Source organism: Arcticibacter eurypsychrophilus, assembly GCF_001730525.1.
Classification (GTDB): domain Bacteria; phylum Bacteroidota; class Bacteroidia; order Sphingobacteriales; family Sphingobacteriaceae; genus Arcticibacter; species Arcticibacter eurypsychrophilus.
In genome coordinates this window covers 13,545-39,507 of the sequence record NZ_MDFN01000039.1, presented here as the reverse complement: position 1 = coordinate 39,507, position 25,963 = coordinate 13,545, and the positions used below count along the sequence as shown (strand labels likewise).

At 38.3% G+C, this 25,963-nt stretch carries 24 protein-coding genes; 5 read left to right on the top strand and 19 right to left on the bottom strand.

Annotated features, from left to right (window positions below):
- Positions 1 to 101 precede the first annotated feature (101 nt).
- Positions 102 to 1,037: a sensor histidine kinase gene (locus tag BFL47_RS17450; protein WP_069661083.1), complete on the top strand. Its 936-nt coding sequence runs from the start codon at positions 102 to 104 to the stop codon at positions 1,035 to 1,037.
- Positions 1,038 to 1,081: 44 nt separating this feature from the next.
- Positions 1,082 to 1,645, top strand: coding sequence for a YciE/YciF ferroxidase family protein (locus BFL47_RS17445; RefSeq protein WP_069661082.1), 564 nt, complete (start codon positions 1,082 to 1,084; stop codon positions 1,643 to 1,645).
- Positions 1,646 to 1,798: 153 nt separating this feature from the next.
- Here BFL47_RS17445 and BFL47_RS17440 read toward each other — a convergent pair whose 3' ends face one another.
- The 6 genes from BFL47_RS17440 to BFL47_RS17415 form a co-directional block, all read right to left on the bottom strand.
- Positions 1,799 to 2,578: a GLPGLI family protein gene (locus BFL47_RS17440; RefSeq protein ID WP_069661081.1), complete on the bottom strand. Its 780-nt coding sequence runs from the start codon at positions 2,576 to 2,578 to the stop codon at positions 1,799 to 1,801.
- Entirely contained in the window at positions 2,575 to 5,340 is a 2,766-nt protein-coding gene (locus BFL47_RS17435) for an outer membrane beta-barrel protein (protein WP_069661080.1), read from the bottom strand. The genes BFL47_RS17440 and BFL47_RS17435 overlap by 4 nt, the downstream gene beginning before the upstream one ends.
- A 289-nt stretch (positions 5,341 to 5,629) precedes the next feature.
- Complete coding sequence (locus BFL47_RS17430; protein ID WP_211480980.1) at positions 5,630 to 6,154, bottom strand: hypothetical protein; 525 nt, start codon at positions 6,152 to 6,154, stop codon at positions 5,630 to 5,632.
- Positions 6,130 to 6,834, bottom strand: coding sequence for a DUF3800 domain-containing protein (locus BFL47_RS17425; protein ID WP_069661078.1), 705 nt, complete (start codon positions 6,832 to 6,834; stop codon positions 6,130 to 6,132). The genes BFL47_RS17430 and BFL47_RS17425 overlap by 25 nt, the downstream gene beginning before the upstream one ends.
- A complete protein-coding gene (locus tag BFL47_RS20080; protein WP_069661077.1) occupies positions 6,821 to 7,252 on the bottom strand; it encodes a DNA methyltransferase family protein in 432 nt (143 codons plus the stop codon). The genes BFL47_RS17425 and BFL47_RS20080 overlap by 14 nt, the downstream gene beginning before the upstream one ends.
- 286 nt (positions 7,253 to 7,538) lie before the next feature.
- Positions 7,539 to 8,522 (bottom strand): hypothetical protein, encoded by a 984-nt coding sequence (locus BFL47_RS17415; RefSeq protein ID WP_069661076.1) that lies wholly within the window; start codon positions 8,520 to 8,522, stop codon positions 7,539 to 7,541.
- A gap of 340 nt (positions 8,523 to 8,862) precedes the next feature.
- Here BFL47_RS17415 and BFL47_RS17410 point away from each other — a divergent pair, with 340 nt between their 5' ends.
- Genes BFL47_RS17410 through BFL47_RS17400 form a run of 3 tightly spaced genes read left to right on the top strand, consistent with a single transcriptional unit; the run spans position 8,863 to position 11,473 of the window.
- Positions 8,863 to 9,831 (top strand): glycosyltransferase, encoded by a 969-nt coding sequence (locus BFL47_RS17410; RefSeq protein ID WP_245681403.1) that lies wholly within the window; start codon positions 8,863 to 8,865, stop codon positions 9,829 to 9,831.
- A 3-nt stretch (positions 9,832 to 9,834) separates the two neighbouring features.
- On the top strand, positions 9,835 to 10,380 hold the full coding sequence (locus tag BFL47_RS17405; protein ID WP_069661075.1) for a D-glycero-alpha-D-manno-heptose-1,7-bisphosphate 7-phosphatase: 546 nt from the start codon (positions 9,835 to 9,837) through the stop codon (positions 10,378 to 10,380).
- On the top strand, positions 10,358 to 11,473 hold the full coding sequence (locus BFL47_RS17400; RefSeq protein WP_069661074.1) for a glycosyltransferase family 9 protein: 1,116 nt from the start codon (positions 10,358 to 10,360) through the stop codon (positions 11,471 to 11,473). Before BFL47_RS17405 ends, BFL47_RS17400 begins: the two co-directional genes overlap by 23 nt.
- On the opposite strand, the gene BFL47_RS17395 is transcribed toward BFL47_RS17400, so the two are convergent.
- The 13 genes from BFL47_RS17395 to BFL47_RS17335 form a co-directional block, all read right to left on the bottom strand.
- Positions 11,466 to 12,473, bottom strand: coding sequence for a glycosyltransferase family 9 protein (locus BFL47_RS17395; RefSeq protein ID WP_069661073.1), 1,008 nt, complete (start codon positions 12,471 to 12,473; stop codon positions 11,466 to 11,468). The genes BFL47_RS17400 and BFL47_RS17395 overlap by 8 nt on opposite strands.
- A gap of 165 nt (positions 12,474 to 12,638) precedes the next feature.
- The gene (locus tag BFL47_RS17390) at positions 12,639 to 13,610 is read right to left on the bottom strand and encodes a glycosyltransferase family 2 protein (protein ID WP_069661072.1); all 972 of its coding nucleotides are present in this window, start codon (positions 13,608 to 13,610) and stop codon (positions 12,639 to 12,641) included.
- Entirely contained in the window at positions 13,610 to 15,325 is a 1,716-nt protein-coding gene (locus BFL47_RS17385; protein WP_069661071.1) for a carbamoyltransferase family protein, read from the bottom strand. Before BFL47_RS17385 ends, BFL47_RS17390 begins: the two co-directional genes overlap by 1 nt.
- A 168-nt stretch (positions 15,326 to 15,493) precedes the next feature.
- Complete coding sequence (locus tag BFL47_RS17380) at positions 15,494 to 15,733, bottom strand: hypothetical protein (RefSeq protein ID WP_139125863.1); 240 nt, start codon at positions 15,731 to 15,733, stop codon at positions 15,494 to 15,496.
- A gap of 88 nt (positions 15,734 to 15,821) precedes the next feature.
- A complete protein-coding gene (locus tag BFL47_RS17375) occupies positions 15,822 to 16,481 on the bottom strand; it encodes a DUF6766 family protein (protein ID WP_069661069.1) in 660 nt (219 codons plus the stop codon).
- A gap of 3 nt (positions 16,482 to 16,484) precedes the next feature.
- Positions 16,485 to 18,407, bottom strand: a complete 1,923-nt coding sequence (gene glgB, locus BFL47_RS17370; RefSeq protein WP_069661068.1) for a 1,4-alpha-glucan branching protein GlgB — start codon at positions 18,405 to 18,407, stop codon at positions 16,485 to 16,487.
- Positions 18,408 to 18,524: 117 nt separating this feature from the next.
- On the bottom strand, positions 18,525 to 18,758 hold the full coding sequence (locus tag BFL47_RS19850) for a hypothetical protein (RefSeq protein WP_069661067.1): 234 nt from the start codon (positions 18,756 to 18,758) through the stop codon (positions 18,525 to 18,527).
- Positions 18,759 to 19,163: 405 nt separating this feature from the next.
- Entirely contained in the window at positions 19,164 to 19,916 is a 753-nt protein-coding gene (locus BFL47_RS17360) for a YoaK family protein (protein ID WP_069661066.1), read from the bottom strand.
- Positions 19,917 to 20,074: 158 nt separating this feature from the next.
- A complete protein-coding gene (locus tag BFL47_RS17355; protein WP_069661065.1) occupies positions 20,075 to 20,560 on the bottom strand; it encodes a hypothetical protein in 486 nt (161 codons plus the stop codon).
- Positions 20,561 to 20,563: 3 nt separating this feature from the next.
- Entirely contained in the window at positions 20,564 to 22,051 is a 1,488-nt protein-coding gene (locus BFL47_RS17350; protein WP_069661064.1) for a glycoside hydrolase family 28 protein, read from the bottom strand.
- Positions 22,052 to 22,302: 251 nt separating this feature from the next.
- Entirely contained in the window at positions 22,303 to 22,671 is a 369-nt protein-coding gene (locus BFL47_RS17345) for an Hsp20/alpha crystallin family protein (protein WP_069661063.1), read from the bottom strand.
- A gap of 30 nt (positions 22,672 to 22,701) precedes the next feature.
- Positions 22,702 to 24,096 (bottom strand): exopolysaccharide biosynthesis polyprenyl glycosylphosphotransferase, encoded by a 1,395-nt coding sequence (locus BFL47_RS17340; RefSeq protein ID WP_069661062.1) that lies wholly within the window; start codon positions 24,094 to 24,096, stop codon positions 22,702 to 22,704.
- Between the two features lie 483 nt (positions 24,097 to 24,579).
- A complete protein-coding gene (locus tag BFL47_RS17335; RefSeq protein WP_069661061.1) occupies positions 24,580 to 25,902 on the bottom strand; it encodes an NAD(P)H-dependent oxidoreductase in 1,323 nt (440 codons plus the stop codon).
- Between the last annotated feature and the right edge of the window lie 61 nt (positions 25,903 to 25,963).

Genomic DNA, 25,963 nt, shown 5'->3' with positions numbered 1-25,963 from the left:
CTAATCCCGGTTTTACCGGACAACAATAATTTTTAATAACAATCATAATTGCTCAAAAAAAACAGGCATGGTTGTGGATAATCCTAAATCTTTTGACAATTGTGGCTTTGCTGCTTTTTGAAAATTATTATCCCGATCAGATAGAAAACACTTATAAAAGTAGAAATGATCGATATGCGGATATTATTTACACCTATATTGCTGCCATCTTTATAATGTCTTTCATAATTAAATACATGTTGGAGAGTTATAAATCCGAGCATAATAAAGTAAAACAAAAAGCCATTGAACTAGATCTGGCCAATAATACCAAAAATAAGTTATTCTCTATCCTGGCTCATGATCTCCGGTCTCCTTTAAATAACATCCATAGTTATCTTGAAATAATTTCCCAGATAAAGATGTCGGGTGAAGAAAAACAATCGTTAGAAAATGATTTATTAAAGACCACAGAAAACACGCAGCAAATGCTGTCTAATTTACTCTCCTGGAGCACATCGCAACTGGAAGGATTTCATGTAAAACTTGAATACATTCGGCTCTATGATGCCTTATCCACAACATTTAAAGTTCAAAAAAACATTGCTGATCAAAAGGAAATAGACCTGGACATTCAGCTGGATACTGATGCCTGTATTTTTGCTGACGCAAATATGCTGGAAGTGATTATCCGGAATATTATAAATAATGCTATTAAATTCACTCCTTCGAAGGGCAAAATAACTATTCAAACTATTGAAAATCCAATGGAATGGATTATAAAAATAGCAGATAATGGAATAGGAATTAAAATTGATCGCCAGCAGACTCTTTTCACATTGGAAGGAGAGACGACCTATGGCACAAACAATGAAAAAGGTGCAGGATTAGGATTAGTTTTATGTAAAGATTTTGCAAAACTCCAGAAAGCTAAGATCTGGTTTGAAAGTATTCCAAATGGAGGAACGACTTTTTATGTGAGCTTCAATAAGTGTCAGAATTTATCAGAATCTTCAGATAAAAACGCTTCTATTTTACTAAACAATTCTACTTTTTAGAGGTTAATCAAATACATTTTATCAACCTTTAAAAATATTTTACCATGGCAACTACGTCAAAAACAAGTACTAAGGATGCATCCAAAAAGCCAAAAGGCCTTACAGGAAAAATGGAAAACTCTGAATTTCACAAATTCTTTGTAGACGAATTGAAGGACATCTATTGGGCCGAAAAACATTTAGTAAAAGCCCTTCCTAAAATGAAAAAAGCAGCTACCAGCACGGAACTTGCTTCTGCATTTGAAAAACACGCATTAGAAACACAAGAACACATTACCAAACTCGAAGAAGTATTCTCTTTAGTAGAAGAAAAAGCATCAGCAAAAAAATGCGATGCAATGGAAGGTTTGTTATCCGAAGCAGAAGGCATCATTGAGGATACAGAAAAAGGAACGATGGTACGTGATGCCGGATTAATACTTGCTGCTCAAAAAGTAGAGCATTACGAAATCGCTACCTATGGCACGCTAAAAACCTTTGCCGAAAACATGGGACATAGTGATGTCGTAGCCATCTTAGAACAAATCCTTGAGAATGAAAAAGCTACTGATGTTGCTTTAACACAAGTAGCAGAAAGCTTTGTTAACGAACAAGCTTCTCAGGAATAATCAACACAGTTGAAAGAGGCCGTATCATAAATTAAAATTCTCAATAAAAATTGATTCATTTTAGGCTCTAACATAACAATGGATAATAAAAAAAACCGGTAGTTCTCCATTTGAGAATTGCCGGTTTTTTATTATTGCTTTTAGAGACTACTTCTAAAGCAAAAAGGCTTTTAACATATTCTTCGCTTGCGGCCCCCATCGTTCAATAATATCATTTAACTTTTCATTTAAAATTTTAGTATTTACAGGTTTACCCTTCACAGGAGCCTTTAACACCGTCTTATCTATTGTTTTGTCAGATACCAATGTGGCAAACCAAGTCATGTTCTCATGCGGAAGAGCTACCCCAAGAATCATACCCGGCAAACCGCTAAATGACTCCGGTCCACCTGATACCAGGATCTCATCCGTATAAAAAGCAACCACATAAATAGAATCCAACATAACCGCGTTAGCCCGCCGACATTGATATCCTGCTATTTCACGTATCTCATCTGTCATTTTCCAGGTAATTTTCCTAATCGAATCCTTTACTACAAAGGTCTCTTCAAAAACCTTTTTTTGCATGATACTCAGTCCACTTAAAAAGTCAGTAAAAATTGTATTCGGCTGACTGCTGTTCGGATCATCCCCAAATGCGCTATTCTGACTCGTTACCGTTACAGGAATAGGGGTATAAAGCGATTTATCTTTTGTGAACAACAAGGTACTTTTAACAGTCCTAAACTGCGGCTGTGTTTTTACATACTGATCGTAGATCTTGGACATGTATACCTCATTCTCTTCTGTGATATTTTTCTTCAACTGAGCAAACATATTCGTCTTCTTTTCAAACTCAATTGATCCTTCCGAAATGAACCTGGCATGCTGTGCATAGAGACCACACTCAGCAAAAACGAAAAATACAAATAACAATATAACCCTTATCTTCATTTTTTAAGTCCCGCAGACCCTCCCATTTTATTAAAATCCCAAACCGCTGAAAACATAAAATAGCGCTTTATAGTCGTGTAGCTATTCTGTGTAATCCTATTATTATATGCACTCCGGTCAAATCCCCTATTCTGATTTAAAAGATCCTTACCGCTAATGGCAAGTTTAAAACTCTCCGCCTTAAAAAACTTCTTCTCAACACGGGCATTCCAAAGAGTACGTTTAAAATCCTCATCAAAAGAAGCTGTTTTTTCCCTATATTCATATCTAATATCAGAACTTATCTGAAATTTTAAAGGTAAATAAACTGAGAAAGACCCACTTGTATTAAAAGTTAACCCGTTATTATTGATGTCTTTTTGTAACGATGACTCACTCACATTATAACCAGGGTTCACTGACACTGAAAAATCATACTTCTTTTGTTTATACTTAGAGATACGAAGTCCCCCAGAATAATTGTATGAAGTCGTTTTGTTTAATATTGCATTGGCATAATTATAATATGTATTTCCATTAGTACTCAGATCTATGCCAACATTAAGTCCCCCCAAACTAATCTTCTGACCATAGTAAACATTCAGATTAAAGTTAGAAGGTCGTTTATTATCCAAATTGATGTACTGATACACGTTTTTACCTGCTAAATCAGTCTGTGTATTACTTACAATTTCATTTAAAGTAAAGCTATACGAACCATACAAGTACATATATTGCTCACTCAGAATTTTATAAGAATTAAGCTGTAAATCAAATCCATTGCGAAATGACGGTTTAAGGTCAGGATTCCCAACCGTTATGTTAAGCGGATCATCATTTTGAAGGATAGGCTGAAGTTGATTCAAAGAAGGCTGCGAGGTATTACCCCGATAATTCACCCTAAATGACTTTTGTTGAGAGAATTTATACTGATAGCTGGCTTGAGGATTCCAGTTTATGAAATTACGCTCATAAGTCTTATCTGCATATAAATCCTTTTGCTTAAAATCAACCGCACTGGCTTTTGTACCAAAGTTGATAGTATTTTTATCCTTTTTATAATTAAATACCGCCCCTACCTGGTTTCTACTCTCATTCACTTCAAAGTTATTACTATATAAAGAGTCCAGGACATTATATTCTCCTGCAGCGGACTGATTAAACGACCTGCGGTCCGCAGCACTATTATTCAGTATATACCCATAATTTAATATCACAGAGAAGCTCTTGCTAAAAGGTTCCGTATACGTAATGTTGGTATTTAAAGAAGAGCTATTGCTATTATTACGCTTTAACTGATCAATTTTTTGCATACTGTCCAAAACACTCAAGCTGTTGAAATAATTATTCTCTGAATTTAAAGATCCCGTTGTTTTATTATCGCGGAGATTCTGGCTCACAAATAAAGACAACGTTCGACCAACTTTCTTTAACTTTTTGGTATAAAAGGCACTAGCAAAAAATGTTTGTTCCGTACCATCATTCCTATTGTCACGAATACTATTATTAATCAAACTCTCGTCTCCCCTGCTGCTGCTAGTGTTAAACCGTTCACTGCTCTCCGTATCTGAGAGTGAGCCATCCACTATAATCTTCAAGTTGGATGTAGTATCCAGCTTAATTTCATAAGTGGCATCCAACTTCTGACGGTTGGTTGTATTATTAAAATCACGATCTGAAATTTCATTGATCACTCCAGTCGGAAGATTATTCTGTGTCTGGGTGTTTGAAGTACCATCCACATTCAAGTAAGAACCTTTAAAATTGGTATTGAGAGATTCTTTATCCTGATTCCACTTCACATCATAATGCAGTCCACCCGTTCGTGCAACAGGAATACCCTGACCGTTATATTCTGATCCTCCACCGGAGAAATAAACTCCCCCATTGTCTGATACCTGCACCCCTGCGCCATATTTACCGGCATCTTCCCAACCCAAGCCCACCGTACCATCGTTTCCCGCAATTGCATAAGCAGAAAACTTACGTTTCCCTTTAAACACATTCAGCATTCCCTGTCCCTTGTAAAATTCGTCAGATCCTGCCCCAATATCTACTTTTCCGAAGTACCCACTCTTTTTGTCTTCCTTCAGTTTAATGTTCAGTGTTTTCGTCTTTTCCCCATCATCAATACCGGTGAAAGTAGCCTGGTCGCTTTTTTTATCATACAATTGCACCTTATCCACCATATCCGCACGAATATTCTTCGTTACCAACGTAGGGTCATCACCGAAAAATTCTTCTCCATCAACCAGCACCTTTTTAACTACCTCCCCTTGTGCTGTAATTTTACCATCCTTATCCACCTGGATACCCGGAAACTGTTTAATTAAATCCTCTACTCTTGAGTTAGGCTGAATTTCGAAACTTCCGGCGTTAAATTCTGTCGTATCTCCTTTTATCCGTACAGCAACAGCCTTAGCTTTCACCAATACTTCTGCCAGTAGGTTAGCTTTTAAGATCAACTTGACAGCACCAAAATCTTTATTCCGGTTAGCGGAATCCAGACTAAAACGCTCCACATAATCGGCATAACCCGGATAAGTCAGTAAAATAAAAAATTTACCCGCTTTTAATTTATCGACAGAAAAAGAACCGTCTGACTTAGCTCTAGTAAACGCAGCAAGGGTTGAGTCCTTACTGTTCATGATACTTAATGAAGCATTAAGAAGTTTAACGTTGGAAGCTGTATCAGATACCGAACCCTTAACTGAATATAAATTCTGTGCGTTCACGGTGTAGAAAAATAAGGAGAACAAGAACGCAAAAATGAAAAATTTCATAAAGGTTAATTAGGTTTTCCAATGATACAAATATTCCTAATTATTGCGAAAAAATATCTTCATTATTATCAATTTACAATGTGATATTTCATAACCATTAAAGATCTCCTTGCCTCCCTGACAATCTTACTTTTGTTTATTGTTAGCTTATCAAAATTTACATTAGTATTAATACACCCTACAGTTTCATTAATTTTATTTTCTAACCTAACTATTATGTGCTTCAATTGTATTACATTTGTATTATCTCATTAACCACGATGTTAAAGGAGAAACGAAGCCGTTAAGTTCACTTAGCGGCTTCAGCTTTTTTATATGCCTCATACTCTTTCAATACTTTCTGTCTTCGGTGCCTATGTTCAATAGTATATGCAGTCCATGGCAATACATAATCCCCTCTATCTGCTAAAACAAGTAAATATCCCTCTTCTTCATGATAGATCAGTATATTTCCATTTGAGCCCCTTTTATTGCGCCATACTTTTAAGTGATCACTTTTATAATTAACCATCATATATTTCGGCCATCTAATCCGCTCCATGCGCCTAATATCCGGCTCTCTGCATTGCTCTTCCTGCCCTTCATGGGTCATGTGGTAAAAAGTAGCTTCCTTATTATCAGATGATAAAGGATGTCTTTTTAATCCTACTTTTTTACCTTCGAATTGCTTAAGCGGATTTTTAATAAAATCTTCTTTAAAACATAAGTAAACAAAATCATAAAAGCTCAGCCAATCTCCACCGAAATGCTCTAAGAAAATTAAATCAGGTAAAACAAAATCTTCTACCATCAGCAACCGTTTCCTCCCTTCCAAATAAAAAGATTTAGCTTACTTTCTTTTGGCAAAGTGGTTTGTTGTAATGTATACCCAGAACGAAGTTTTATTTTTTGAATAATTTTTAGTTTTGTTGAGCTACTTTGTAAACCTCTGTGAAAATAAACTATAGCGCCTAAAAGCAAATCAACTAACTGTAAAGCCTGTCCTTCATGCGACCTGATGTGCTGTACTTTTTTTATTATCTGTTTCTCAAAATCATAATGGGTTCTTCTTAAATAATCTTGAAGCTTTATAATTTTATCTTGGCTCTTTGTGTCTTTGATGTCTAAATAAATATTATGTGAGCACTCCGGAGTAAGAACTATCTTAATTAGATCGAAATACATCTTGTAATAAAAATCATCATGCGTTTGTTTATAAGTAGCATAATCTAGTTTGCTCTTATCCGGTACTACCAAGCAACGGAAATGTAAATCATCATCATCAAAAAAATAATTTATAATATCTAAAAAGAAGGCTTCTTTGGCAGGAGAAATTTTATTCCATTTAATTTCGAAATAGGTAGGTAAACCATGCTTTACCTTAATCGCTTTCACTCTGCTAAAAATTTCTCCTTTTTTTTGAAGAGGAAACCAAATTGCACCTAAACCCATTATATTGAACCCATCGTTTTCCAAATGGCAGCTTTCATCGCAATAAATATTATAAACACTCATGGCTTTCTTTTATAACACCTGCAAATGGTGGGTTTGCCATCAAAATATCAAATTGAAAGTCCTGATTACTATTTTTATCAGTTCTTAGCTTTTTAAGCTTTTTCCATCCTTCGTAGTAGATATCTTTCCGGTCTTCGTCATCATCTATTTTTTCATCCCACCTCCCATAATCCAACGTATTTAAATGCAAGACATTTTTTTGCCCATCTCCGGCAATCAAATTTAGTGTTCTACCTACTCTTAAAGTTGTAAGCTTGATTTCTTTCTTACGAATGAGGCAAGTAATATATGGAGTTAATTTCCCTGCAATATCTTTAAGTATAATGGATTCTTCTAAAGCGAAAACTTTTGCTTTAGCATCTTTTTCAAATTGAGTAAGCTTATAATTGGAATCTTTAAGAATTTCTGAAAGCAACATTATTTGTATGTTAAAACTTTGCTAAAAGTAACTATAAATAGTATGGCATTATAAGTGTATATATCAAATAAAAAGTGGTTCTTCCTCAAGTTTAGTGAATTAGAAAGGAGTTAAGGCTAAATGTATTTTTAAAAGTTCAATACTGACTCTTCCATACAATTGACGCTTTACTGTCTTTTCAACTTATCTACGCTTCTTATAAGATAACAACATATGCCTCACTAATTCGTTAACACCATTTGCCCTGCCAGATCCATTACAATTTCAAAACCTGTTTAATTAATATTTACTTCTTGAAAGAAGTACGTTTGCCTAGCCGGATACCCAAACCCATTTCCTTAATCCTTGTTTCCAAATCGACCTTTTTTGCCGTCTTGCTTGACATACTTGCATTCTGGTCCATCCAATAACCTAATTTTAGCATCAGTACATTACCCACATATCCCATATGGTGCAGGTTCTTCTGCTCTACCGGATAACTTGCAGCACATTGATTCACAGCTACTTTCGGACGATCTGAGGCAGCCGTACTTTGAAATGCTCCAATAAGCGCGCAGGGACTAAAAGCCTTAGAATTAATCAATATCGCTTCCTCATCCAGTCCAATTGCGTTATAAACCAGCAAGGACATACTCAGCATCAGTATGCTCGAAGGACTTGCAATGCTGTCAAAACTAACAACCTGCTCATCCAGCGTTTCATAACTTCCAAAGTCAACATCCTTCACTTCCAGGTGTTCGTAATACTCTTCCCGGAAGTTAAATGCCACCAGCATCAAACGAACCCGGTATTTCAGCTTTCCTGCGGATAGCCCTTTAGGCCTTTTGATGCCGCTTTGGGTATTTAAACTCCCCAGTTTAACACGTACACGACCATCCAGGTCCTGCTCCACCTGATGACTCATCTGAAGCACTTCAGACAGCTTGCTGTCCGCATTAAACTCCATGCCGTTTAAATGACTCAGGTCCGCATCATGCAGATCGCGTTCCCCAACACTTCCACTAAAACCGTTACGGATGCTGCGGTACACCAACTGGGTACTCCGGCTCACAGCCGCTCCATCCCTGTGCAGGTAAGCTGGCTCAAAAGCCCGACGAATAATAGCCGCCGTAGAGCTCGATAAACCGAACTCCGTGGAGGTTTTGATACTTTCCTGGGTTTGTTTGAACTTTGCAGGTTTTCCCTGAATAATGTTCTTATCCCTGTACATACGGTAGACGACCGACCCTGCGGTTCCCCGTACTCTTCCTTTATTGTCAATTGTGGCCATAATATATTAGTTATTCGGGTAAGGTAATCATTTCAAGAACCTTAGCAGCGAAATTTCTCTTATATTTTGGGGTAAAAAAGAGAAAGCGGCTCTATACAATCTGGAGGGGGATTACAAAATATCCTGCATATTCATTAAAAATCAAACGATAAATAAACAGCTTATAACCTATGATAAGTCCCATAAATCAACTTGCAAGTCGGACTTATCATGGCATTAACACAGGTTCTTCTTAGAAGATTACACCACGTAATCACACTTCAATAACCACATCACCCATGTTAATTACTACCATATTAAACAATCTGCTACCTTCAGTTGTCTCTGAACATACCTACGTATGAAAACGATGAACAACCCCCGTCCTAAGCTTTTTACCTGGCATATCCATGGCAGTTATTTATACTATCTTTCGCAAGGCAATTACGACATCTATATCCCTGTTAAGGAAGAACAATCAGAAGGATATTACGGACGAGGTGAAACGTTTCCTTTCGGAGACAACATTCATGAAGTTCACATCAATGACATTCCGCAACTTGATCTGGATTGTATCATTTATCAAACCAACACTAATTACCTTAAAGATCAGTACGAAATACTATCTGCAGAACAGAGAGCGTTGCCTAAAATCTATATTGAACACGATCCACCACGGGTTCATCCAACGGACACCAAACATGCAGTAAATGATCCTGATGTTTTGCTGGTACATGTCACTCATTTTAACCGCCTGATGTGGGATAATAATGGCATTACCACTAAAGTGATTGAACACGGTGTAATCGTACCAAAGATTCCCTATACCGGAGAAATTGAAAAAGGCATTGTGGTGATCAACAACCTCCCTAGCCGCGGCAGGTTATTAGGCCTTGACATTTTCATGGAGGTGCGGGAGCATGTTCCGCTAGACCTTATCGGGATGAATACCGGTAAACTTGGATTAGGTGAAGTCCTGCATCCTCAATTACCCGCATTTATCAGTAAATACCGGTTTTTCTTTAACCCGATCCGTTATACCAGTCACGGTCTGGCAGTATGCGAAGCCATGATGCTTGGGATTCCGGTAATTGGAATGGCCACTACGGAGATGCCTACTGTAATTACCAATGATGTCAATGGATTTATCCATACCGATATTTCTGTATTGGTTGATAAAATGAAGGCGCTTCTAGTTGACAAACAACAAGCCACTCAGCTCGGCATTGAGGGACGAAAAACGGCATTGAGCAGGTATAACATTAAGCGGTTTGTTCGGGACTGGGAAGATACAATTGCACAGGTAATCCAGGCGCAGGTCATCAAATAAACCATGCAGAAAGCGGTATTTATAGATAAGGACGGTACATTAATTCAGGATATACCTTATAATGTGAACCCGAATTTAATAAAACTGGAAGGAAACGCTCTTGAAGGATTAAAACGCATAAAAGAACTGGGTTATGAGTTAATAGTGATTTCCAACCAGTCCGGGGTAGCACATGGCTACTTTGAAGAAAGCTCCTTAAAAGGAGTAGAAGATAAGATCAGGACACTGCTCAATGCACACCAGATTACCTTAGACGCTTTCTATTATTGCCCAAATCATCCGGAGGGGAAAATAGAAAAATATAAAGTAGACTGCGATTTTCGAAAGCCAAAGCCCGGCATGATCTTACAGGCCGCAACGGACAGAGGAATAGATCTTTCGCAATCCTGGATGATCGGGGATATTCTGCATGATATAGAAGCCGGGCACCGTGCAGGATGCAAAACCATCTTAATCAATAATGGGAATGAAACGGAATGGATTATGAATGACTATAACCACCCGGATTTTACTGTAAATAACATCAATGAAGCTGCAAGCAAACTATAAAAATATTCTTTGTATCCGTCCGGATAATCTTGGCGACCTATTGATGAGCTCTCCGTCAATCCGTGCCTTAAAGGAAACTTTTCATGCAAGGATTACTGTACTGACTTCTTCTATGGCGGCTGGTATAGCAAAACTGATTCCGGAAATAGATGAGGTCATAATCTGCGACTTCCCTTGGGTGAAAAATGCAGCTAACACCTCTTCCGATCATTTTCTAGATATCATTACAGATCTTAATAAGAAAAACTTCGATCTGGCGGTTATGTTTACCGTTTACAGTCAAAATCCCTTGCCTGCTACCATGCTGGCCTACCTGGCAGAGATTCCGGTGCGACTTGCTTATTGCCGTGAAAACCCATACGATCTCTTAACACATTGGCTTCCAGACCAGGAGCCTTATAAATTAATCAAACACCAGGTGAGAAGGGATCTGGATTTGGTTGCCTCCATTGGGGCTAAGCCATCACACGAAAATTTAACCCTTTTCCAGACGGATGAAGCCTGGAATACGGCTCAAATAAAACTGAACACATTTCCTATTAATTTACAAAAGCCCTGGATCATCCTTCATGCCGGCGTGAGTGAACAAAAAAGAGCTTATCCTTTTGAGCTTTGGGTTCAAACGGCACAAAAGCTGATGAAGGAAAATGATTATCAAATTCTTTTTACAGGAGGGATAAAAGAGAAAATGCTAACCGATCAGTTAGCGGAAGCCGCAGGCGATCAGTCCTTCTCTCTTGCGGGATTATTTTCTATTGAAGAGTTTGTGGCTTTAATCAGTAAAGCGCCATTGGTCATTTCCGTAAATACAGGAACTATCCATCTGGCAGCAGCAGTAAAGACCCCAATCATCGTTTTATATGCCTTGTCAAATCCGCAGCATGCACCATGGAAGGCGTACGGGAAAATATTACCTTTTACTGTACCCAGCGACCTGCAAAGCAAGAATGAAGTCATACGCTATGTAAATACCACTTTTTTCTCTAAAAAGATAAAAACGGTATTACCTGCAGAAATTTTTCAAGCCGTACAAACAATTCGGAACGGCAAGACCACTATGATACCTGAGATTCCGAAAAGTTTTATTAACTAAGCACTTTAGCGGGAGCTTCCAGCTTAGATTTTAAGTGTTGCTGAACAAGAGCGAAATCCGGATTTACTGTCCAGTCAATTACATAATGCAGTTCTCTGTCCAATGGTGCCCAACGATCTGGTTCGCCATCCATGCTGATGACAATACTTGACTTTTTAAAGGCAGCGGCCATGTGCGACACCCCTGTGCAATTGGAAATCAGCATAAAAGAATTTTTAATTAGCACGCCCATAGCTCCTAGATTGGTTTTCCCTGCAGCAATAATGGGTTCAAACTTCATTTTCCGACTCACTTCTTCTACAATTCGCAACTCATCTTTGGTGCCGGTAAGTACAACCTGAAACCCTTTTTTGATGCAATAATCGGCCAGTGTTGCAAAGTGTGCGGTAGGCCATTGTCGCCATGCTCCTCTTGACCCGGGATGGATACAGATATATCTTTGAGATTTCAAAAGTGGAAGATGTACGGCCATTAAATCTTCCTCATCTTCGCTGGTTAATGGAAATTCCAAAGCTGAGCTTTGTGGTGAAATGCCTAAATGTTCCATCAACAGGAGATGACGTTTGATTTCGGAGCCATGATTTGGATACTGCAGAAATAAACCATTGTCTAAAGTATAATGATCTTTTTTACAGAACCCGGCAGTAAAGTTGGCATTAAACAGTTCCACCATTGGGTTAACAATCGAGCCATTCCCCTGCATCTGCAAGGCCAGGTCAAACTGCTGCTTTTGAACTTCCGTTAAAAACGCGGTAAACGCAAGCGGATCTACCTCTTGTTCGGGCAAACCCGGATAACCTGGAAAATGAAGGAAGGAGTTAAAGTATTGAGGAAACCTATTGACGAAAGATTTTGCCCATGGCAATCCTGCTAAAGTAATTTTCGCTTGGGGATAAGCCTGTTTTAACGCGCGGATCGCTGGTATTACACAAAGCATATCGCCTAATTGAAGGGCTCTAAAAATGATTATTTTTTTTATATTTTCTGCAGGAAGCATCATATAGGAATAGAATTGATTTATACTAACAATATGTGTAGTGGTATGTTTAGTTATTTATTTGCAGGATATTTTTAAATTAATTCTCCTAAGCTTGATGGTTGATCTTAAAATAGCAACAAATAGATTTTTATAGCAAAATGACAGCTTAAAATAGTACATTCCTTCTTAAAAAAACAAAACCCTGTATTTTAAGGCCCCATAAAATTGCCAGTAGACTGATAAAAAGGGGATAAAAATTGAAGTAACTATCATCTCCGCAACGTGCTTCGGTGAGTGAGAGGTAAACGCCAACCGACGTGATATAAATAAGAGCAATAAAACGAGCCAGGCGCTGAAACTGATTAAGGCTAAAAATTCTGATTTCATCAATAATAAAGTGCAGCCTATTAAAAAGGTAAAGATCATGGTATAATAACTCCATGGTGCCTTTGATCTGATCCTGGATTTATACAACTCGGGATATTTTTTATAAAGCAGCGCATTGTACATTCCCTTTCGCTGTTCTTTGATACTAATTCCCCAAGGTGCTCTGCGAACGGGATGGACAACGATAGCTTCATTCACCTTTTTTAAAGGAATTTTATGCCGTATAGTTTTGAAGTGCAGGTCGCTGTCTTCCCGCCATGCCTGCTCAAAGTGCTCATCAAATCCTCCGGTTTCCCAAAGTGCTTTTTTCGTGCAGGCACAGTTTGCAGTAATAAACTCAGCGGTTTCCAAATGAGCCGTATTACGCTCAAAGTCAGTGGGATTTTCTGGTAAAGGAACAATTACCTGGCCACTTATCACTAGTTCTTCCTCATCATGATAGGCGGCAAGCAGCGAAGCCAGCCAATCCTGATCCGGAATACAGTCGTCATCTGTAAACGCTATTAATTCTCCCTTTGCTTTCTTCCATCCATAATTACGGGCAGCAGCAGGTCCCTTTTTTTCAGGAAGCGGATAATAAGATACTTTAAGATGAACAAAACCGGTCCAAACTTTAATTGCTTCAGCAGTAACGGGATCCGGTCCATCGCTTACTACAATAATTTCATAGGTACTCTTTCCAATAGATTGGTTTAAAAGCGCATCTAAACACCTGATCAGTAATTCGCTCCTCTTATACGTTGGAACTACGACAGATATTTTCCTATTCATTATTTTTCAATTAAAAATGAACCTATAATCAGTGCATCAAAAGGCGAAGACCAAAAACACTCTACAGCATCTCTGGGTGATGAAACAATAGGTTTGCCAAGGGTATTGAAGGATGTATTTACCAATACAGGCACACCGGTTTTCTCTTTAAATGCTTTTATCAGGTTGTAATATTGAGGGTGTTGTGTACTGTTTACTGTTTGAATCCGCGCTGTTCCATCTGTATGCCGTACTGCTGGAATCTGATCTGCTTTATCGGGTTTAACATCATAAATAAACAGCATGAAGGGAGAGTACTTTGCTCCTTCAAACCATTCCGGGGCATCCTCTTCGAGCACTACGGGTGCAACGGGACGGAAGTCTTCCCTGTCCTTCACTTCATTTAAACGCGATTGCATTTTTGGACTAATGGGTGAAGCCAGGATAGAGCGACTTCCCAATGCCCTTGGGCCGAATTCCATTCTACCCTGATACCAGCCAATAATTTTATCCTGAGCCAGTATTTCAGCACCTTCTTCAGCTACATTATCCAATTTTCGGTAAGGTACTTTGGCCCATTTAAGAAATTTTTCTATATCATCATCGGTATATTCAGGGCCCCAATACACATGATCCATGGTAAAGTCTTTTGTAGTGCTTTGTCTTTCTTGCGCGTCAATCCATTCTGCAGCACCAAGAGCAGTGCCTGAATCGCCAGCAGCGGGTTGAACCCAGATATTTTTAAATGGACCCCGATCTCTGATCCTTGCATTTAATACACAATTTAGGGCCACACCACCTGCCATACACAGATTTTCTTCCTTCGTTTTCTGATAAAGCCAGTTTGTTAACTCTAACACGGTTTCTTCCAGGACGAATTGCAGAGAATGTGCAATGTTAAAATGGTGGGCGGTAAATTCTTCATGCCTTAGTCGTGTGGGACCAAAACGTTCTTCAAATCGTTCATCAGTAATGGTATACTGGCCCTTTTCGCCAACAGTGATCATTTCCCGGAAGTCTTTTACAAATACCGGTTTACCGTAGGAAGCCAATGCCATCACTTTATATTCATCCGAAGAATGCAAAAACCCGAGGTAAGTAGTTAAACGTTCGTAGAGCAAACCCAATGAATGGGGCATTTGTACTTCTCCAATTCGGGACATCTCATTCCCTTTGCCTATGTTATAAGTGGTTGTAGCACGTTCGCCACGTCCATCAAGGGTAAGAATTGCTGCCTGAGAAAAAGGTGAGGGTAGAAAAGCACTTGCTGCATGTGCAATATGATGTTCGACAAAATGCCATTTAAAACCAAAGACTGTTGCTCCTTTAAATCGCTTTTGAAGGTGATGCGGGTACCCATCTACAAGCTGTGATGGACCATTTAAAATAGAGGAAAGGAACAAGGGATCCCAGGGGTTCAACCACTCCGTACTTGATGTACCTCCTGGAATAAATGGAATTTCTATGGAATGAGCAGATTTAAACTGATCTGGAATGAGTAAATAAGGATCAAATGAATAAGCTACATGATCTACATCGCTTAAATTGATCTGTGCAATCTGCAGACAGTAGTCGATAGCATGAAACGGCAATTCCCAGGTAGAGAAAGGAACAGGCCTTTTACCATGTTTAAAATGGGTGAACCGTTCATCTTCAGCAGCAGCTAATAAAACCCCATCTTTAATGATACAAGCAGCGGAATCATGGAACGCAGCATTAATGCCTAATGTGTACATAGTCTTCTTTTAAACAGAATAGAAAAGATATAGGGATTCCACCAGTGTAATCTACACTGGAATTTAAGGTAATGTTTTGAAATTATATAAGAGTAAAAAGTTTTTTAACAAAGGTCAGTACACCAGAATTTACATGAACAACTTTAAGTATACTGACCTTTATTAAGTTTAGTCGTGACCTTGCAATTTTACAAGCTTGTTGTAAATTCCTAAAAGAAGGAATGGAGCGGCCCATTGACCAACAAATAAAGCATCATGCCTTTTATGCATAATTTTCAGTGTAAGCGAAACACCAATAGATGTTAGTGCAGCCCACAAAAATACATCAGAAGGGATCTTAGCAGTCTGCTCTTCAATTTTACGGGCAACAGGACCCTCTTTGTGTTCTGGATTTACGTTTTCTAACATAATATTTTTCTTTAAGATGTAGATTGTTAACATCTTAAAAATTATTTTGTTGGTCTTTTTATAAATATATCCTGATCAACCAAAAACCTTATTTTCCTGTTTCCACATCAGAGGCATCCACCGGTTTAGATTCGGGAGAGCCTTTTTGTCGAAAATATATAGTCAAGATCACAATAGAGGCCACGGAAAGAAATTCACTCTGCCAATTTTGAAAGGTCTCAAACCAAAAAGTAGGTTCAGATAGAAACTGGACAATACTTTCCCGCGATTGGTGATGGATTTCCTGTTGCACATTGTGATCGATCCAGCTCCCGTATAAATGAAGTCCCCAACTAATAAAGAATAATAGAAAGAAAACTAATGACAGGGAATAACTATAAACCTTCAGTATCCAACCTCCTTTTCTCACTGCCCATGGTGCGTCTTTTTCGGGTTTTGGGTCACGGTCTACTTCATCCTTCCCTTCCAGTTTCTTTGATTCGGCAGATCCTTGTTGTCTGAGGTGAATAGTTAACACCACATAAAGAGACATTTGTAAAAATTCACTTTGAAAGTTCTCAAAGGTGGCCGATATAAAATGGCCGGTTCCCAAATAGGCAAGCAAACTTAAAATGGGTATATGTGCTTCTGATAAATCCTTATTGTGCTCTTTCCATCCGGTAAGTGCCTGGGCGGCAAGGGTGACTATAAATAAGGATAAGAATACGATAGAAAGACCATTTCTGTAAAAATAACTGTGCTTGCTCATGACTTATTTCTCTGTATGTGAAAATTTAAGAACGACTACACCTAAGGGCGGCAATGTTAATGACAGGGAATGTGTGTGGCCATGTGCAGGGATAGGAAAAGCATCCAGTTCATCTGAGTTTAACACATCACTTCCTCCGTATTTTAATGAATCTGAATTAAGAATTTCTTTATAAAATCCTCTTAAGGATACCCCAATGCGGTAATTAGACCGTACTACCGGTGTAAAATTGGCCACAAAGATCAGGTCTTCCTCTATATTAATCCCTTTTCTGCGCCAACAGATTACACAATTTTGATCGTCGTTATTTGCAATCCACTCAAAGCCCTCGTTGGTGAAATTATAGGTATACAGCGCCGGTTCATGATACAGTATATTCAGGTCTTTCACCAGACTTTGCACCCCATTATTTAGGAGATGGTGGTTTTCGTGCCAATCCAGACTATAGTCATGTTGCCATTCATGGCTTTGTGCAAATTCACCACCCATAAAGATCAGTTTTGCACCGGGGTGCCCATACATATAAGCAAATAACAACCTGAGATTAGCAAATTTCTGCCATTCGTCGCCAGGCATCTTATTCAAGAGGGATTGTTTACCATACACCACCTCGTCATGAGATAAAGGAAGTGTAAATTTTTCCGAAAACGCATAAAGCAAACTGAAAGTAAGTTGGCCCTGGTGGTACTTTCTGTATACAGGGTCATTCTCAAAATAACTGAGGGTATCGTGCATCCATCCCATCATCCACTTCATATCAAATCCTAAACCACCATCCTGTACAGGATGCGTGACACCCGGCCATGAAGTTGACTCTTCTGCTACGGTAATCACATCAGGAAAAAACTCGTGTACGGCAGTATTAAACTCTTTTAGGAAACTGATTGCTTCCAGATTTTCTCTGCCGCCATATTGATTAGGAATCCACTCACCTTCCTTTCTGGAATAGTCCAGGTATAACATAGAAGCGACTGCATCAACCCTTAATCCATCGATATGAAATTTTTCCAGCCAGAAAAAGGCATTGGAGATTAGGAACTCCCGTACTTCATTCCGATCCAGATTAAAGATGAAGCTTTTCCAATCCGGGTGAAATCCCTTACGGGGGTCTGCGTATTCATACAGATGAGATCCGTCAAAATAACCTAATCCATGTTCATCAACAGGAAAATGAGAGGGTACCCAATCCAGGATAACGCCTATCCCTGCCAAATGTAGTTGGTCGACTAAATATTTAAAGTCCTCCGGTGTACCAAAACGACTAGATGGTGCGAAATAACCGGTCACCTGATAACCCCATGACCCATAAAAGGGGTGCTCCATGATGGGCATAAATTCTACATGAGTAAATCCCATATAGACACAATAATCAGGAAGTTGAGCTGCAATTTCACGGTAAGTGAGAAAAGATCCGTCTTCGGAGGATCTTCTCCAGGAACCCAGATGCACTTCGTAAACAGATATGGGTTTACTGAGTGCGTTTCCTTTTTGGCGCTCCGCTACCCATTTAGAGTCATTCCAAGTGTACTCCTGATCCCAGGTAATAGAACCAGTATGGGGTGGAGTTTCCCAATGTAAAGCATAAGGATCACCCTTTTCTACTTTAAAACCATTGGAATTTTCAATGTAATATTTATAATATACCGCATGTGAGACACCGGGAATGAAGAGTTCCCAAATCCCTGATCCATCCCAGCGCACCTGCATGGGGTGACTGTTCTTATCCCATGAGTTAAAATTTCCTATTACGGTTACGTAACTGGCAGCGGGGGCCCAGACCGCAAAGTAAGTACCTGTCTTACCTTCGTGGCTAACTAAGTGAGATCCAAGCTTATTATAAAGATTATAATGTTTACCTGTTTTAAAAAGCGCTACATCAAAATCGGTAAACAAAGAGAATGGAATGGTTTGAAGAATGTCTGACATGGTTAATTTGTTAACTCCTTTTTGGTTAGCAGAACCTTATATTTTTTCATTATTGACTTAATACCACGCATAGGTCCGATGACTCAATCAGGGCGATTATTCAGCTTGTAATTTAGCTCATATAATGCTTTTTGCAGCAGAAAAGTTTGCAAAAAAAATTTCCTGACTTTCTTTGTCCTTGGGTATAAAATTAGCACCCTGTTCTTTTTGTAAATAAAACTGCATAAAAAAGCCAATCATATAATGATACCATTGTTCCAGATGAGGTAAAAATTGACTGATATCTTTAGGCCTGATTTTTTTATCCTGGTATAAACTGCTATATGCCGTGTACTGAAACGACCTGAGCATCCCTGTAACATCCCTAATAGGAGAATACTTCAGCCTTCTTTCATTATAACTTTTGCCGGCTCTCCCTCAAAGTCAAAAATGATAAAATCTTGACTTGTAAACAAAACCTGTCCTAAATGATAATCTCCATGGATCCGAATCTTAACAGTAACAAACGCATGTACTGCAGACTTAGCTGGATATTATACTCCCATACGATTGAGGAAACATTACTTATAATTACTCTTCTTCGGCCTTTCGAATCAACCATGTAATATAGTTTTATTAATTAAAAATCTCCTTCAGGACAGGTCCATAATAAATCAATGTGACAAATGCTATGTAAAAAGTTTGATTGGAAGAAAGTAAAATTAACTGAGTTAATCCGGGTCTTTCAGTGAAAGGTTAGAAAAGAATAATTAAAGATTACCGGCGGTAAAAAGAATGTAAACCTCTTTTACTCTTCACTCTACGAAAAAAGAGAACGGTTTTGAAACGAAACATATCATAGATCATGACAGCCATCAAGATAAATGCAGGCAGGTAAAAGGTATGGTAGTAATACCGTTTAAAGAGTAAACCTCCTGCAATGCCACCAAAGAAGAAAAAAAAGATAATCACCAGGTAAAGCATGATCTTGGGACGAAGTGCTGCCTTAGTTTTAACATCTCCATATATAGATTTTGCCAGGGCGATCCCCAGATCAGTAAACATTCCAGTTAAGTGGGTAGTTCGAACTACTGAGCCGGAAATTTCTGATACCAAGGCATTTTGCAGACCCATAGCAAACAGTAAGCTACCGCCAAAGATCTCTGTGCTGACAATGGAATAATCAAAGCCGTATCCAAAATACCCGACCAGCAGGAGAATGATAATTTCTACGATTATTGGAACCGTAAAAGCAAAACGTTTGTTATTCGTGGTGAGCCTTAACCACAGACTGGAAAAAAAGGCGCCTGCAAGAAATGTGAGCATCCATAGGCCAACCATACGTGCAGAAGAAAAATTACCGTTTGAAAGTTGATCTGCAAAAACAGCCACATGACCGGTTACATTCGTCGTTAAAATACCAAAAGCTATAAAACCAGTGACATTTACTACTCCTGCACTCATACACAACAATAGAGCTAATCGAATATTATTTTTATGGGTTCTGCGTTGTCCGGTATGATGAAACATTATTATTTGCAAAGGTAGCAAAGCAGGGGAGAAAAAAGAATGATACTGATCAATGAGGGATTAAACAACTCGAATAGCAATTAGTACAACCAAGTGAACCTTTCCTTTGATTTTTATTTTGGCATAATTTTAGTCCACAATATACATCTACTGATAAATTATAGTATTATGAAAAAGCGATTAATCTTAGCGACAACATTAGCATTTGGGGGATTGATTTCCTTGAGTGCAATAGCAGCAGAGGGAAACACTTCGGAGCATATTGTGTTACAGGATACAGTTAAAAAAACCGACTCAAGCTTGACAAATCCATCTACTGCTCCTTTACCAATGGATTCCACGAATACAAGGAAACCAGTTCCTAGTCGTACACCAATTCCTAATAGGACCCCAACAACTACTGATCCAATGAAAAGACCAGTACCAAGTCCTGCTAATGCTACAGATCCAGGAGCAAATCCGACCAGCCCAAATTCGACAAGTCCTGGTAGTCCATCAAGCCCTAAAACTCCTACACCTCCTACAACTAGTCCTACTGGTTCTACAACAAACCTAACACCATAACAATATATTAAAAAGCCAGGTTCGCTGTATTGAGTCTGGCTTTTTTCATTTACTCTTAATAAGTATCCGGGATGAAACAAGTTTTATTTCTTAGTCTCAACTTCAATCTCAACTTTTTCAAACACAATACCTTTAGAAGAATCGATCCGCATTTCCGAATCCTTACTTTTAACACTTACATTTTTAATCAGGATATTTTTTGCATCATTAATTGTAATCAGTTTATCGGCAGATACCTCTGCATTATCTAGCGTCCAATTAACTAAAGGAGATTCAGGGATGCCATTAATTTTAATAAACTGAGATGCCCGTTCGACAATGATATCTTTCATGAAAATATTCCTGAATGCCGGAGTTAACGCATCAACAGCTCTTGGTGGAAAGCGACTAGCCAGGTCTCCCATATGCACCGCACTACCCAGCATATCCCAATTAAAAGCGGTGAACTCCAGATTCATCCGAAGCCGTTCATAATATAAGTTTTCTCCGCCACCACCTCTGTTTCTTCTTGTCTTAAAACGGATGCCTACTCCAGTTTCGTCAAAGACACAATCGTGAATATACAAATTACGAATCATGCCTGCTGTTTCACTTCCACAAGTTATTCCACCATGACCCTTTTGTGCCAGGCAATAGCGGATCACTACATTTTCAGTAGGCTTATTTACGCGTAGACCATCTATTCCACGACCAGCTTTGATGGTAAAACAATCATCCCCAGATGCAAGAGTACAATATTCGATCAATACATTTCTTGACGACTCAACATCAATTCCATCTCCGCGGGGTATTCCTACAGAATGAACTGTTATGCCTCTGATAACTACACCATCACAGTATACAGGCGCAATATTCCAGAAAGCTGTATTTTCCAAAGTAATTCCCTCTATGTATACATTCTTACAGTTGATCGGTGAAATAAACATCGGCAGGAATATAAATTCACCATTATAACCTTCATACACCCGTTCGGATACAGGTTTATCCAGAGGAACCACATTTTCAATTACATCTCCCTCCATCACTTGTTTGCGCACAGATCCCTGACCAGGTCCTACAAGTTTTCCTTTTCCGGTAACCGCAATATTGGTTTGGCCATTTGCATAAATACAGGCGCCCAATGACATCACTTCAATACCTTCATTGCGGGTAAAAACAGCGGGACGATAATCCTCTACTTCTGAACTGAAATGTAATTCTGCCCCCTCTTGTAAGTGAAGGTTCACATTGCTTTTTAAAGAAATACGTCCGGTTTTCCATACACCCTTGGGTATCAAGACGGTGCCTCCCCCTTTTTTATTTACCTGATCAATGGTAGCCTGAATCTCTTTGGTCGTAATGCGACTTTTTTTTGCACCCATACGGGTGATACTCATGGTCAACGAGGGAAATATAGGTTTAGTAAACCGAGGCATTGGGAAAGGAGCCTTTACAGGGGCTATGTCCTGAGGCATACAAAGTGCACCAACCTCATTTTTTTGAGGAATGGTACTTAAACGTTCGGGAATAGACTGTGCATTAGCATGATAGAAAGTTGTTGCAAAGAAAAGTATGAAGAATATATATTTCATTTAATCAAGTATGGGATTTGAGTCAAAAGTAGCCATTCATCGACACTTTGGCCTTATATATCGATACAACACTAAATCCCTTCTCTTATTGCCAGATTTTTAATACATCATAAACTCAAGATCATGCAAAGAAAAGGATTTATAAAAAGCCTGTTAATTGGAGTGGTCGTTTAAGTACTACAGAACTCCAAATCAGTGATAGCTATAGTTCATTTATATCCGAATAGATGAAATAGCATTAGAATTGTCTTCTACGAAAGAGTATTTATCATTAGTGTATCGCATAAAAAAAAACTTTCCCAATTATTTTTGAGAAAGTATTTAATATTTAACAGCAAAGTGCTCTTGTTGATTTCAAATTTTTTAACACTGTTTCGTATTTCGTCCTTTTTAGCTACCTGTATAGAAAGTATCCTATCTACATACTTTGCCTCAATTCCTGCATCATCAGCACTTTCAGGCAATGAGAATGAACGAACAAAAGATTGATAGCTAAACTCGCGTTTATTACAGAACTCATCCTGTTCTTTTTGATCTGATTTTTGCTCTACAGTGATGGTGAGTATTTTCTTATCCAGTTGAACGCTAAAGCCTTCTTTTTTTAAACAGGAGCGAATCAAATTATCATTTTTAATGATAATTTGGCAGTATCAATAAGCGCGATCTTCCTTTTTAAAAGTATTGATCACGGTTAATAAAACAATTTTCACATCCAATGAAAGGCGCCAGCTTTCCATATACATCAAATCATATTCAACCCTTTTTCGCATGAGTACAGGATCCTCTGTTTCTCCCCGATAACCATTCACCTGGGCAAGTCCGCTAATACCCGGTTTAAGAAACTGGCGCACCATATACTGATCAATTATCGCACTATATTGTTCGGTGTGTTTTAACATATGTGGACGTGGACCGATAACACTCATGTTACCAATTAGCACATTAAAAAATTGGGGAAGTTCATCAATACTGGTACAGCGCATGAATCTACCAATTGGGGTAATCCGATCATCGTCCTTAGTAGCCTGCTTATTATTACTATCGTCATTCATCCGCATGCTTCTAAACTTGTAACATCCAAAGGTTTCATTGTTTCTTCCACTCCGGGGTTGTTTAAAAAAAACCGGGCCTTTACTTTGCCATTTAATTAGAATAACCAGAATAGGTATCAGCCAACTAAGCAGGAAAACGATAACAAGGCTACTGAAAAATATGTCAAAAAGACGCTTTCTGAATCGGTTTCTTATGATTTCCAAAGGTTCACGACGCAAGCTAATTACCGTAAACTGTCCCATATGTTCAGTAGTATAAGACATCGACAAATTACCCATTAAGTCAGGAACTATATTTAGTCGAACACAAGCCTTTTCTGCCTCTTCATCCAGGGCATGGGCATACTTCAAATGCTGATGATTCAAAATGATATATATGTCATTTATTCCATTTGACGCGCAATCTAAAAACACTTCAGAAACTATGGACGATAACTTATTATTTTTCTCATCAATCAAATCGCTATCGCTATTAAATTTAAATCCCCGAAAATGATAGTTTTGATCCATTTCGAGACTAGATGCCAATCGGAGACCCATATTGTTTTTGGGAATTATTAATACCGGACGTCTGACATTTAAATATCTAAACATCCCTAATTCAACAAATGCTGCGGCCAGTCTGCTTATAAAAAACATAATACCCAAACAGCCATAGTATGAAATAATAAAGTCAGAGGGTACAAAGCGTCTTATCCCTGAGAAAAACAAATAAAACCCCATTAAAACAAAGTGTCCTAAATAGGCCTTAAAGCACGATTTGAATATGGTTCTTAGATTAAGTAACCTATCTTTCCGATACATCCCGAAAAAACTGGATAAAAAAAGCCATACTATATTATTGATGAGTATAATGTTTTTATGAGACCCTTGAAATGAGGCAGGGTTAATTCCAAAAACAAGATACCATGCAAAAAAGAAAGCACAATTTATAACCAAAAGGTCTGTTATAATAAGTAGATAATGTAGTATGTAAGAATAGCGTGTTTTCATTAAAATCTTGGACAGTAGGCGAAGAAGACAACTTCTGATTCAAATATATCAATGTTATTTTAGATATATGAATAACTTAAGGTGGCTATACATTTATTATTTCTTGTTAAGTAAGAAATGTAATTGGTTGGTTTTCAACGGTCAGCTTGACTGAATGATAGCTATAGCATTTATTAAAAATAATTTCCCTATTTCAGATATGCGGAATCTTAACTTTCATCTATGCTAAAACACCAATAATAACATCGTTAATTGATTAATTAAAACAAACATCCGATGTTATTATTAATTAATTCAAGGAGTATATTGAAAGATATTTCTGTTTAGTTAGAAATAGTTAATAGTCAAAATCTCTTACGTAAGCTAAACACGCAATCCCTATAAGTACTAAAGTGATACCAGAAAGGAGAATAATCCGGATATGTCGTAAAACAAAATTTCTAGTCATAATAATATAGGGTTAAAGAGGTTAGCAAGTCATTTTTATGATAACAATATGCTGGGATTAGCAGCTACATGGAAATATTCATTTTGCTCTTTACGTAACTGATCAATAAGTCTTCCCTTTGGTAAGATTACATCATCGTAGGTAAGCGCTTGATCTTTGGGTATATCATTTTTCAAAACACACCCCTCGGCAACACCAATAGGTAAAAGATTATCCATTTCTGTTACATTGGCATTTTCGCAAACACCATATGTCATATAATGCCCTATTCCATCAATTACATCTCCGCTTTTCAGATCGACTTTTGCAATGGCAACAACTTCAACGCATGGAGCACCAAGCGGGGCTAATGCAGCATCATGGAACAATACTGCTCTGGCGACTGTTAATGGAACCTCAAAATGACATAAATGATAAGGTGTGTAAAATAAATATAAAGGACCTTCGCCAAGTTTATACAGATTCAGATAATGTTGCTGAATGGGATGATCATGTGTACCAAGGACAAATACGCCCGGACCAGGATCAGCACCTACAACATAGTCTACTATGCCCGGACCGCTTATCAAGTCTTCTAAGGGGTATAAATTTAAGATATCTTTTAGCGGAGTACCCGACGGAACTGTTGGCCCATGCATGCCTCGTTTGGCTACTCGCATACCCGTTCCATTGGCTACAATAGCTTGCTCAAATGAGATTTTACTTCCATCTGCAAAGGATGCTACCATTGCAGGTTTCTGTCCCCATTTTTTAGCAAATGCCTCTTGAGTAGTTGGATTACGGTAAGGATCATGAAGTCCTTTTATGTTACCACAAAGCACAGGTTTAACACCTAATGATTTCACGAAGCGGAATAAATTCATCTCCACACCCGGTTGATCACCATCAACATTCGTAAAAATAACACCGGCCTGATCGGCATACACTTTAAGTATAGGTCCAACCGTACCATCTACCTCTGCATCCATCAAGATGATATGCTTTTTATTCTGAATGGTACGAAGCGCAATTTGAGCTCCAAATTCAACCGCTCCGGTAACTTCAATGATAGCATCGATACCTTCTACCTCGCACAGCAGCATGGCATCCTGGGTGATACTATATTTACCATTGCGAATATTATCTTCCAATTCGACAAGAGAAGATATTTCATTTACTTCTGCTACACCCGCTTCATTGTAAGCACGTTTAGCCTTTTCAATTGTCCGGTTAGCAATAGCCACCAATTCCATTCCAGGCACATAGTTACATATCTGAAGGGCAATACCCCTGCCCATAAATCCGGCGCCTACCATGCCTACTCTAATCGGCTTATTTTCTGCTTGACGTTTTGCAAGCGCAGTGTCTACTATGATCATGAGATTTAATTTCGTAAAAGTTTTACTAATGATTTAATTTCCTGAAGTTCTGATTTCAATA